The 11,965-nt window shown below is 54.2% G+C and carries 10 protein-coding genes; 4 read left to right on the forward strand and 6 right to left on the reverse strand.

Translation table 11 applies throughout. The features are described from left to right. Nucleotides 1-6: 6 nt before the first annotated feature. The 3 genes from plsX to yceD form a co-directional block, all read right to left on the reverse strand. Nucleotides 7-1,095, reverse strand: a complete 1,089-nt coding sequence (gene plsX / locus GA0061071_RS16590) for a phosphate acyltransferase PlsX (protein WP_082794156.1) — start codon at nucleotides 1,093-1,095, stop codon at nucleotides 7-9. A gap of 79 nt (nucleotides 1,096-1,174) precedes the next feature. Beyond that, entirely contained in the window at nucleotides 1,175-1,348 is a 174-nt protein-coding gene (gene rpmF, locus GA0061071_RS16595) for a 50S ribosomal protein L32 (protein ID WP_020457446.1), read from the reverse strand. A gap of 16 nt (nucleotides 1,349-1,364) precedes the next feature. Then, on the reverse strand, nucleotides 1,365-1,886 hold the full coding sequence (gene yceD / locus GA0061071_RS16600; protein ID WP_088236525.1) for a 23S rRNA accumulation protein YceD: 522 nt from the start codon (nucleotides 1,884-1,886) through the stop codon (nucleotides 1,365-1,367). Nucleotides 1,887-2,027: 141 nt separating this feature from the next. Here yceD and GA0061071_RS16605 point away from each other — a divergent pair, with 141 nt between their 5' ends. Together GA0061071_RS16605 and GA0061071_RS16610 are read left to right on the forward strand one after the other, a co-directional pair. Further along, entirely contained in the window at nucleotides 2,028-2,612 is a 585-nt protein-coding gene (locus tag GA0061071_RS16605) for a Maf family protein (protein WP_088236526.1), read from the forward strand. An 86-nt stretch (nucleotides 2,613-2,698) separates the two neighbouring features. After that, the gene (locus GA0061071_RS16610; RefSeq protein WP_088236527.1) at nucleotides 2,699-3,850 is read left to right on the forward strand and encodes a dienelactone hydrolase family protein; all 1,152 of its coding nucleotides are present in this window, start codon (nucleotides 2,699-2,701) and stop codon (nucleotides 3,848-3,850) included. Nucleotides 3,851-3,889: 39 nt separating this feature from the next. Here GA0061071_RS16610 and rluC read toward each other — a convergent pair whose 3' ends face one another. Next, nucleotides 3,890-4,843: a 23S rRNA pseudouridine(955/2504/2580) synthase RluC gene (rluC, locus tag GA0061071_RS16615; RefSeq protein ID WP_088236528.1), complete on the reverse strand. Its 954-nt coding sequence runs from the start codon at nucleotides 4,841-4,843 to the stop codon at nucleotides 3,890-3,892. 572 nt (nucleotides 4,844-5,415) lie between these two features. On the opposite strand from rluC, the gene rne reads away from it, so the two are divergent. After that, nucleotides 5,416-8,574, forward strand: coding sequence for a ribonuclease E (gene rne, locus GA0061071_RS16625; protein ID WP_088236529.1), 3,159 nt, complete (start codon nucleotides 5,416-5,418; stop codon nucleotides 8,572-8,574). A 39-nt stretch (nucleotides 8,575-8,613) separates the two neighbouring features. Here rne and GA0061071_RS16630 read toward each other — a convergent pair whose 3' ends face one another. Next, entirely contained in the window at nucleotides 8,614-9,552 is a 939-nt protein-coding gene (locus GA0061071_RS16630; RefSeq protein ID WP_088236530.1) for a LysR family transcriptional regulator, read from the reverse strand. Nucleotides 9,553-9,694: 142 nt separating this feature from the next. Here GA0061071_RS16630 and GA0061071_RS16635 point away from each other — a divergent pair, with 142 nt between their 5' ends. Continuing rightward, the gene (locus GA0061071_RS16635; protein WP_088236531.1) at nucleotides 9,695-10,906 is read left to right on the forward strand and encodes an MFS transporter; all 1,212 of its coding nucleotides are present in this window, start codon (nucleotides 9,695-9,697) and stop codon (nucleotides 10,904-10,906) included. A 77-nt stretch (nucleotides 10,907-10,983) separates the two neighbouring features. On the opposite strand, the gene flgL is transcribed toward GA0061071_RS16635, so the two are convergent. Then, nucleotides 10,984-11,955, reverse strand: coding sequence for a flagellar hook-associated protein FlgL (gene flgL, locus GA0061071_RS16640; protein WP_061494852.1), 972 nt, complete (start codon nucleotides 11,953-11,955; stop codon nucleotides 10,984-10,986). Nucleotides 11,956-11,965 lie beyond the last annotated feature (10 nt).

The following is an 11,965-nucleotide window of genomic DNA, read 5'->3' on the forward strand; positions in this document are numbered from 1 at the left end:
GTACGCTCAGTCACTCTCGGGTAATATACACACACTCTGATTTTCGTCGCTTGATGCAGGCGAAGCAGGATGGGCGTACACAGATTCCAGGCGAGCGGCAATCCGTTGTGGAACCTGCCGCTGCACCGCCTGCACTGCCTGTTCAATCGCGACGGTAAAGGCTCGCTGATTGGCTGCACCATGACTCTTAATCACCGTGCCGCGCAATCCTAACAGACAGGCGCCATTATACTGGTCGGGGTTGAGGTGACTGAATCGCCTTGTCAGGCTTTTTTGTAACCAACGCTTTAATAAAATCAGCCACCACGACCTTTTTTGCCCCTCGCCCTGAGATTTCAGCAACGAAAGGAACATTCTGACAACACCCTCCATGGTTTTTAATGTGACATTTCCTGTGAAACCGTCACAAACCAACACATCCGTTTTGCCGGTGAGCAATTCATTCGCTTCCAGATAGCCAATGTAGTTCATTGCTGGAACCGAGCGTAATAATGCAGCAGCATCGCGGATACTGTCATGGCCTTTGGTTTCTTCTTCACCAATATTCAGTAACGCAACGCGCGGATTTGTAATCCCAAGGATCTCTTCCGCCATGACTGCGCCCATTACCGCAAATTGCGACAACATTGTACTGTCACAATCCACATTAGCGCCAAGATCCAGCACTACTGTTTTGCCCTTTTGCTGATGAGGCAACACCGTCACCAACGCCGGACGCTCAATACCTTCAATCGGTTTGAGCAACATTTTCGCCAGCCCCATCAACGCGCCAGTGTTACCTGCACTCACGCAGGCTTGGGCGCGCCCTGCTTTCACCAGTTCAAGCGCAATGCGCATTGAACTACCGCGACTGTTACGAATAGCCTGCGCGGCGCGCGCATCACTGGCAATAACTGACTGTGCAGGAACGATAAGCAAACGCGAACGCTGCTCGAAATCAGCTTTGGCAAGTAATGGCGTGATAGCGTCGGGATCGCCGACTAAAAGAAGATTGAGTTGAGAATTAGAGTTCAGTGCCTGCAAAGCTGCAGGCACTGTCACGGAAGGACCAAAATCCCCTCCCATGACATCTAACGCCAGGGTTAGACGTGTCAAGGTATCGTCGCAGCCTGGTTCGGTTTATCCCCGCTTACGCGGGGAAATCCTCACTAAGCTTCATCACGCTTGCGCGTGATTACTTAGTGATAACCTTGCGACCGCGGTAGAAACCGTCGGCGGTAACGTGGTGACGCAGGTGGGTTTCACCAGAAGTTTTGTCTACAGACAGGCTGGTGACTGCGGTCAGCGCGTCATGGGAACGACGCATGCCACGTTTGGAACGGGTTGGTTTATTCTGTTGTACGGCCATGGACCTTACTCCTTAATTACTTACGCTTTAAGCTGGCTAATACGGCAAATGGATTTGGTTTTTGCGCTTCATCAGGCAGTTCACCAAAGACCATGTCCGCCTCGGACACTTCACAGTGTTCAGAATCATGCACCGGAACTACTGGCAAGGAGAGAATGATTTCATCCTCAACCAGGGCCAGCAGATCGATTTCACCGAATTCGTTAACCTCAATCGGCTCATACGCTTCCGGCAGTGCTTCAGCCTGCTCATCTGAACGCACAGGACTGAAACAATACGTTGTGTGAACATGATGGATGAACGGCTTCCCGCAGCGCTGGCATTCGAGCGATACCGTTACCTTCGCCTCTCCGGTTAACACGGCAAGACGCTGATTATCGATAGCGAACGACATGGAGCACTCCACATCACTGTCCACGCTGACTACAGACCCGGCAACACGCTCAACTTGCTCGGGGGTATAGATACCCTCGTAATCAAGGCGTTTTTGAGCCGTACGAACCGGATCAAGAGTCAGGGGTAATTTTACCTTTTGCATAGGGCGCGCATATTAACTTTGTAACGTCATAGAGTCAAAGAAAAAGGCAGCCTGAGGTTGCCTTTTGCCAATAATTCGCACACATTGCGGCCTACAGTTTAAAATGCCTGTCATTGTTAAGCCATATTTGGTGAAAAAAATATGTCTGCTCTCATCCTTGCTTCAACGTCTCCGTATCGTCGCACCCTGCTGGAAAAACTGGGGTTATCTTTTGAATGCGCTGCACCGCAAACCGACGAAACACCGCGCCCTGGCGAGTCTCCACGCCATCTGGTCCAGCGCCTGGCGCAAGAAAAAGCACAATCACTGGCACACGCCTGGCCCCAACATCTGATTATTGGTTCAGATCAGGTCTGTGTGCTTGACGGTGAAATTACCGGTAAACCTCACACGGAAGAAAATGCGCGCCAGCAATTAATGAAAGCCAGCGGAAATATCGTCACTTTTTATACAGGTCTTGCGTTGTATAATTCGGCAACCGGCCACATACAGACTGAATGTGAACCTTTCGATGTCCACTTTCGCCGCTTGAGTGAGCAGGAGATCGACGATTATGTGCGTAAAGAGCGCCCGCTGAATTGTGCTGGCAGCTTTAAGAGTGAAGGCCTGGGGATCGCGCTGTTTGAACGCCTCGACGGTCGCGACCCGAATACACTGGTGGGCCTGCCGTTAATTGCCTTATGCCAGATGCTGCGACGTGAGCACTGTAACCCGCTGTTAAGTTAATGCTTTACCGATCACAGATTCTTTTTTAATCACCCCTTACATTCAACACCAATATTGAAACAATGTTTTAATTAAAAGGAGAGGTGATGAATATTTTCCGCAGCCTGGCGCTGACGCTAACTCTGCTGGCGTCCGTTAACGCCACTGCACAGGAAGAGTGGCAAACGCAGGGCATTGTCGAAGGTAACCTGCCCGCTGGGTGGCAGACGTTGAAAGCACAGATGCACTACCCTGATTCCTGGTTATCCGGGAAATATAGACATTTCTCGCAATGGCAAACCCACAGCCGCCGGTTATTTCGCAACGCACTGCTCACCCCAAATGCAACACAACCTTTTGCTCCACACGCTATTGCTAACGAGGATCGCGGCAGCTATATCGCCGAAAAGCTGGCGATAACAATCACGGATGATAATCGCATCGCTGCACTGCTACTCATGCCCAAAACGCCCGGCCCCCACCCTGCCATCGTATTACTTCACGATCACGGTTCAAAATTTGATATTGGCAAAGAGAAGGTGATCCGTCCCTGGGGTGATGCAGAAAAACTGGCCAGCGCGCAAGCCTGGGCCGACAAATTCTTCAGCGGTAAATTTATTGGCGATGAACTGGCGAAGCGCGGTTATGCGGTCATTGCCATCGATAGCCGCGGCTGGGGCGATCGCGGTCCAATGGTTTACGAGCAGCAGCAGGCGCTGGCAAGTAACTACTTTAATCTTGGTCGCTCACTCGGTGGAGAAGTGGCCTATGAAGATATGCGCACGGTGGATTTTATCGCTTCTCATCCCCAGGTGGACAAACAGCGTATCGGCGTGGTGGGATTTTCGATGGGCGGTTTCCGCGCATGGCAACTGGCGGCGCTGAGCGATAAGGTCGCAGCGACGGCCGTAATTTCATGGTTTGGTACCTACAATGGCCTGATGCAACCGGGGAATAATGTTCTGCGTGGGCAATCCGCCTTTTATATGTTGCACCCCGGCATGCCTGCGCATATGGACATTCCCGATATCGCCAGCATCGCAGCGCCGAAACCCATGCTGATTTATAGCGGCGGCAAAGACAAACTGTTCCCGGCGGAAGCTGTGCAGGAGGCGTTCACAAAAGTGGAGAAGATCTGGTCATCACAAAATGCCAAAGACAAACTGGTCACAAAAACCTGGCCAGAACTGGGGCACGTTTTCTACCAGGAACAGCAGGATGAGGTTTTTCCGTGGCTGGATAAATGGCTAAAACCCTAGCCGAAGCACTCTTCCCCTCTCCGGACGAGAGGGGAAATATCATTTAGCATTACGCAGGACGTGCAGGCAGTGTTTGAGCGCATCATCCAGCGGTGCTTCAATACGCAGCGTTTCGCCAGTGTGCGGATGGGTAAACTTAAGCGCAGCTGCATGCAAAAACAGGCGCGACAAACCGGTTGAGGCCAGTTGCTTGTCAAATTCACGGTCGCCATAACGATCGTCAAAAGCAATGGGATGCCCGGCATGTTGCGTATGCACACGGATCTGGTGCGTCCTGCCCGTCACCGGACTGCAACGCATCAGCGTGGCGAACGCATAGCGCTCCTCCACTTTAAAGCGGGTTTCCGAGGGCTTGCCTTCACTGTTCACACGCACAATACGCTCACCGCTTTGCAGGATATTTTTCAGCAACGGCGCCTGCACCACTTTGACATGGGACTGCCATTGCCCACGCACCAACGCCAGGTAATCCTTCTGCATATCCTTGCCGCGCAACTGCTCATGCAGAGAACGCAGTGCTGAACGCTTTTTCGCCACCAGCAGGACACCGGAGGTATCACGATCAAGACGGTGCACCAATTCAAGGAACCGCGCCTCAGGACGTAACGCCCGCAGCCCTTCGATCACGCCAAAACTCAACCCACTGCCGCCATGCACTGCCGTGCCGGAAGGTTTATTCAGCACCAGGATATGATCGTCTTCGTAGAGAATGACATCGCTTAACTGAGCGACTTTTTGCAGATGCGGCGAAACAGCCTCTTCTTCTCTCTCCGCCACACGTACTGGTGGAATGCGCACTTCATCACCGGCTTCCAGCTTGTACTCCGGTTTGATGCGTTTTTTGTTCACCCGCACTTCGCCTTTACGCAAAATGCGGTAGATCATGCTCTTGGGCACACCTTTTAGTTGGGTGCGCAAAAAATTATCGATGCGTTGCCCCGCTTCGTCAGCGGAAATGGCAACAAATTTTACGGATGGCGTCTCAGTTTTCATGGGTGGCGATTCTAAATAGCCTGGATGATTAGCGCCACTCATTTTTATATGCTTATATTTACCTTTGAACCTGGCTTGCTGCGTTTTACACAGTTGATTCGGCGGTTATTAAACCGATCCGTGGTCAAAGGTGAAAAAACTGTGAGTAACCGGGTGATAAATGGTAAAAGTCAGCTTGCTATAACAGGGTTCGCAAGGAATAATGTTGCCGTTTTCCGTGTTGAATTTTGCTAAAACAAGTAAATGAGCGGAATGACCAGTTTTGCCTGTCCGATCATACACGCAGCAATGGCGTAAGACGTATTGAACTTTCAGGCAGTTAGCGGGCTGCGGGTTGCAGTCCTTACCGGTAGATGGAATCTTCTCTGGAGAGTTTTTCCCAGGCTGTTCCCCTGATAATTGCGCTGTGTTTTCCACAGGAAATACAGGCAGCCGACACACTGCGCCTCTTAAGCGAACGACAACCGTGAGGTTGGCGACGTGAATAGTCACGAGGCCATCGGTTCTCCCCCGGAAAGGCGTCATCATGCCCGCAGCTTAGTCGTCAATGTAAGAATAATGAGTAAGTTACGATGAAAAGAATGTTAATCAACGCAACTCAGCAGGAAGAGTTGCGTGTCGCCCTTGTTGATGGGCAGCGCCTGTACGACCTGGATATCGAAAGCCCGGGTCACGAGCAGAAAAAAGCGAACATCTACAAAGGCAAAATCACCCGCATTGAACCGAGCCTCGAAGCTGCATTTGTTGATTACGGAGCTGAACGCCACGGTTTTCTCCCTCTTAAAGAAATCGCCCGCGAATACTTCCCTGCCAGCTACAACGCCCATGGCCGTCCGAACATCAAAGATGTGCTGCGCGAAGGTCAGGAAGTCATTGTTCAGATCGATAAAGAAGAGCGCGGCAACAAAGGCGCGGCGCTGACCACCTTTATCAGCCTTGCTGGCAGCTACCTGGTATTGATGCCAAATAACCCACGTGCGGGCGGTATCTCCCGTCGCATCGAAGGCGACGACCGCACCGAACTGAAAGAAGCGCTGTCCAGTCTGGAACTGCCGGATGGCATGGGTCTTATTGTCCGTACAGCAGGCGTGGGCAAATCTGCCGAAGCACTGCAGTGGGATCTGAGCTTCCGTCTGAAACATTGGGAAGCCATCCAGAAAGCCGCAGAAAGCCGCCCGGCGCCGTTCCTGATCCACCAGGAAAGCAACGTGATTGTGCGCGCTTTCCGCGATTACCTGCGCCAGGACATCGGCGAAATCCTGATCGATAACCCGAAAGTGCTTGAGCTGGCTCGCCAGCATATCTCCGCGCTGGGTCGTCCGGATTTCAGTAGCAAAATCAAACTGTACACCGGCGAAATCCCGCTGTTCAGCCACTACCAGATTGAGTCGCAGATTGAGTCTGCCTTCCAGCGTGAAGTGCGCCTGCCTTCCGGCGGCTCTATCGTTATTGATACGACCGAAGCACTGACCGCTATCGACATCAACTCCGCTCGCGCAACCCGCGGCGGCGATATCGAAGAGACGGCGTTTAACACTAACCTGGAAGCGGCAGACGAAATTGCCCGTCAGTTGCGCTTGCGCGACCTTGGCGGCCTGATTGTTATCGACTTCATCGACATGACGCCAGTACGTCACCAGCGTGCTGTGGAAAACCGTCTGCGTGAAGCGGTGCGTCAGGACCGTGCGCGTATTCAAATCAGCCATATTTCCCGCTTCGGTCTGCTGGAAATGTCCCGCCAGCGTCTGAGCCCGTCGCTTGGCGAGTCCAGCCATCACGTTTGCCCACGCTGTAGCGGCACTGGCACCATTCGTGACAACGAATCCTTGTCGCTGTCTATTCTGCGCTTGATCGAAGAAGAAGCGCTGAAAGAAAACACGCAGGAGGTGCATGCCATCGTTCCGGTGCAGGTCGCTTCTTACCTGTTGAACGAAAAACGTGCTGCCGTCAGCGCTATCGAAGCCCGTCAGGGTGGCGTACGCTGCGTGATCGTTCCGAACGATCAGATGGAAACCCCGCACTACTCCGTACTGCGCGTGCGTAAAGGTGAAGAGACCCCGACCCTGAGCTATCTGCTGCCAAAACTGCATGAAGAAGCAATGGCGCTGCCGTCTGAAGAAGACGTTCCGGAACGTAAACGTCCGGAACAACCCGCGCTGGCCACTTTCGTCATGCCAGATGTTCCGCCAGTACCACAAGCGCCTGCGCCTACACCTGCAGTCACTGCACAGCCAGCCTCTGTCGTCGCCCAGTCCTCGCCGGGTCTGCTGGGCCGTTTCTTCTCCGCACTGAAAGGCCTGTTCGCCAGCGAAGCTGCGCCTGCATCGGTTGAAGTGAAAGAAGAAGAGAAGAAAAATGCGGGCGAGAAACAAGATCGCCAGCAGGATCGTCGTAAATCCCGTCAGGGCAACCGTCGCGATCGTAATGAGCGCCGAGATTCCCGCGGTGAAGGTAATGAAGCGCGTGAAGGCCGTGACAACCGCGAAGGCCGCGAAGAAAATCGCCGCAATCGCCGTGAAAAATCACAGCAGAATGCAGAGGCCCGCGATGTTCGCCAGCCAGTTGCCGTAGAAGAGGCTGATAAGGCGAAGCCGCGTGACGAGCAGCAACCGCGCCGTGAACGCAATCGCCGCCGTAATGATGAAAAACGTCAGGCGCAGCAGGATGTGAAAGAGCTGAGCCGCGATGAACAAACTGCGCCGGAAACGGAACAGGAAGAGCGTGTACAGACGATGCCGCGCCGTAAGCAGCGTCAGCTGAACCAGAAAGTCCGCGTTGGCGAGCAGAATGCAGAAACCGTTGTTGAAAAGGATGCTGTCCAGGACGTACCCGCTCCACGCACTGAACTGGCGAAAGTCGAGCTGCCTGTCGTTGCAGACAGTGCCAACGCACAGGAACAGGATGAGAACGGGGATACGCGTGAAAACGCGATGCCGCGCCGCTCACGCCGTTCACCGCGCCACCTGCGCGTCAGCGGTCAGCGTCGCCGTCGCTACCGTGATGAGCGCTACCCGCTGCAATCCGCAATGCCATTGACCGTTGCCTGCGCATCGCCGGAAATGGCCTCCGGTAAGGTATGGATCAGCTATCCGGTTGCGCGTCCTCAGGATGAGCAGCAGGTTCAGGACAGCGAAGTGGAACAGAATGTCGCCACTGAGCAGGATGTCGCTCCCGCTATCGCCGAAGCGCAACTGGTCGCCAGTCAGCCAGCTGAAGCGCCAGAAGCGTCTGCTCCGGTTGAAACGGCCGAAACTGCAACCGCTGAACCTGTGATTGCTGAACCGCAAACGCCTGTTGAAGCACCTGAACCTGTCGTCGTTGAAACCACGCATCCGGAAGTCATTGAAAGTCCGGTAGAGGATCAGCCGCAGTTGATTGCTGAGGAAGATCGCACCGTCGCTGAAGCGGTGGTTGAAAACGTGCAGCCAGCACAACCCCCAGTGGTTGCAGAACCGGTGGCTGAAACTGCCGTGACCGAAGACATAACGGAAGAAACTGCGACGCCGGTTATCGAAGTGCCGGTCATCCCCGCTGCAGCAGCGCCGGCAGCACGTAAGATCGCCACTGCGCCAATGACTAAAGCGCCTGCGCCAGCCTACGTGCCGGAAGCACCGCGTCATAGCGATTGGGTACGTCCGGAGTTCGGATTCACAGGTAAAGGAGCGGCAGGCGGCCACAGCGCCACGCACTCCGCCACCGCGCCGGCAACAAAACCGCCGTCAGTCAACTAACCCGACTGGCAGTAAAAGCCGACCTCCGGGTCGGCTTTTTTATGCCCGATGCACTGGCTGGCGCATACCGCCCAGCCCGGGCATCACTTCCCGCATCAGTTGCAAAAATTTACGTAACCGCGCGGGATAGTAACGTGCCCACGGGTAAACCAGATGCACTGGCAACGGTGCTGCCTGCCACTCCGGCAACAGCGCCACCAGCTTACCGGCACGAATTTCTTCCTCTACCGCCCAACTGGAGATCACCGCCACACCCAGCCCTGCAATGACGGTGTTACGTGCTGCATAGAGACTATCCGTATAAAGCCGGGGCGAAATCACCACCTGCTCCGTCTCACCACTATGCTGATGCGTAAGATGAATTTCGTGCTGGTAAAACGTATTCAGGGCTATCCATGGCAATGCGGAGAGCTGTTGTGGCGTTTCTATTGCAGGAAAACGCGCAAGTACTGCGGGTGCCGCCACCAGACTGCGAGGCACTTCCGCCAGCAGCACTGACACGGTCGCTGGATCGACTTCCGCCCCCACACGAATGGCGCAATCGATATTCGCGCTAAGAAAATCCACCTTTTTGTCATTAAGTATCCACTCCACCGATAGCTGTGGATGACGCTCCAGGAATTGCGTTAACGGCCCCAGCAATTGCTCCTGACCAAACGCATGCGGCGCTCGTACCCGTAACATTCCCACCGGTTCATCGTCCGACTGACTCAGCTCATCCTCAAGTGCAACCCATGCATCCGCCACACGTTTCGCATGCTGATAACACCGTTCTCCATCATCCGTGAGCTTCATCGCATGGGTGGTGCGCAACAAAAGTTTCACGCCAAGCAGGCTTTCCAGCGACTGCAAGCGTCTGCTCACCGTCGCTTGTGTGGTGTCCAGTTGACGCGCCGCCGCCGACAGCGAACCCGCCTCGACGATACGGATAAACGTCCGCATCAGATCCACTCTATCTATACGCTCTTGTCGCTTCATAATTATTACATTTATACGTTACACGTATAACCGTTTTACCACTCCGCTGGCTACCGCGCTATACCGGCATACGCAAAAATGTGCCCACACCGTAGCGTTACGACGCACAAATCAAAACACACCGTTTCTGGGGAACCATCATATGAACCGTCATTCTCTTTCGACAGATGTTGTTGGCTGGGTCATTTTTGCCCTCGCGCTCGGCGCAGGATTCAGCGTTGCAGCAATTTACTATTCGCAGCCGCTATTACCGCTGATGGGCAACGACTTGCATCTTACAATCAACGGCATGGGGCTGGTTCCCACACTGACTCAGGCTGGCTATGCGCTGGGGATCCTGTTTCTGTTGCCGCTGGGCGACCGCCATGATCGCCGGCGTCTTATCCTGTTCAAAAGCGCGGCACTGGCGCTGTTATTGCTGGCATGCAGTCTGACCAGCCACCTTCCCTCTCTGCTGATTGTCAGCCTGCTGTTAGGCATGGCCGCCACCATGGCGCAGGATATTGTTCCTGCTGCCGCGATCCTCGCACCGGCGGGTAAACAGGGGAAAATGGTCGGTACGGTAATGACGGGACTGCTGCTGGGGATCCTGCTTTCCAGGACCGTCAGTGGCTTTGTTGGCGCGGCATTTGGCTGGCGCGTCATGTACCAGATGGCGGCCGTTAGCATTGCGCTGATTGGTATCCTGATGTGGTCGGTACTGCCGCGTTTCGCCACCCACTCAACGCTGAGCTACCCGGCGCTGATGAAGTCTATGGCGCACCTGTGGCAACGTTATCCATCACTGCGTCGCGCTGCAATGGCACAAGGTTTTCTTTCTGTCGCTTTTAGCGCGTTCTGGTCAACCCTGGCGATGATGCTGCTGGAAAAATATCAATTGGGTAGCGCTGTCGCCGGCACTTTCGGCATCGCAGGTGCGGCCGGTGCACTGGCCGCACCGCTGGCTGGCGGGCTGGCAGATAAAATGGGCGCAGAGAAAGTGACACAATTAGGCGCAGGTCTGGTGATGGTTTCTTTTGCTCTGATGTTCCTGTTGCCCGTTCTGCCCCCGCACGGGCAACTGATCCTGATTGCATTGTCTGCCGTCGGTTTTGACCTGGGTCTGCAATCCAGTCTGGTTGCACACCAGAATCTGGTTTACGGCCTGGAGCCGCAAGCACGTGGTCGGCTGAATGCACTACTGTTTACCGGCGTGTTTATTGGTATGGCGGCAGGTTCTGCACTGGGCAGTAAACTCTACTCGGTTGCCTCATGGCAAGGTGTGATAGTGTTGGCAACGCTGTCCGCACTCATCGCACTGGCTATCCGCCTCATCGATGCCCGCCAGATGCAACAAGCCGAACAAAAAGCGTAAAAAAAAAGCCCGCTCCGGGGTGATGGAGCGGGCATAGCGAACATGCCCAGTTTCCAGACATGTCCAAAATGAAAACGTTACTTATTGAGCTGGAACAGCGACATCCCCTGCATATCACTAAACGCCTTGTAAGACGCCTGCAGTGCAGCCTGTTGCATGGTGTAAGACGAAATCACTTCGTTCCAGTCTACATCGATCAAATCACTCGACTGTTGCTTCAGACCCAGCGCACGGTCATCGCCCAGCGAATCAAGGCTTTCCAGTTCGTTCAACTGCGTACCCAGCTCAGCGCGTACAGTAGACACGTTGTTCAGGGAGTTGCCGAGGCCACGGCTGGTTTTATCTACTACGGCCTGTGCAGCAGCTTTCGCCGTTTCATTACCTGCGACGGGAGTTTTCAGCGCTGCAACGGCCGTATCCAGCATTTTGAACAGGTTCGTTTCGGACGTACCCGGCAGACCCGTTGCCGGATCGATCGGCTCTGGCGTAGCGTTACTGCTGATATGGTTAAAGACTTGATCGCCAGTGTGCGCAATGACCATAGTACGCGAGGCATCCACTTGCTGACTGATTGCCTGCGAACCCCCACTGTAGGTCGCCGTTGCTGAGTCATACGGAGCAGACTCCGTCTTGTAGCCAGCAAAAATATAGCGACCATTACCATCAGTGCTGTTGGCAAGGTTTAACAACTGATCGCGATAGCCCTGCAATTCTGTTGCCAGAGAAGCGCGGTCATCGTCACTGAGCGAACCGCTGCCCGCTTTCACGATAGTACTTTGCGCGCCCTGAATTGCTGTGGTCACCTGTTGCAGTACGCTCTCTTCGAGCGACACTTTCTGCGTAGCGAATGTACGTGCAGTGGCATACTGCGAGTTTTGCGCCTGCGCCTGAGAGATCACCACCGCCTGAGAGGCTGCAATCGGATCATCAGACGGACGGTTCACACGCTGACCGGTGGACATTTGCTCACCATACGCCAGCCACTTACTTTGCGCGTTGGTCACACCGCGCATATTTTGTTCGTACATCATTTGAGTACTGATACGCATTGCTCACCCC

Source organism: Kosakonia oryzendophytica (assembly GCF_900094925.1).
GTDB lineage: Bacteria > Pseudomonadota > Gammaproteobacteria > Enterobacterales > Enterobacteriaceae > Kosakonia > Kosakonia oryzendophytica.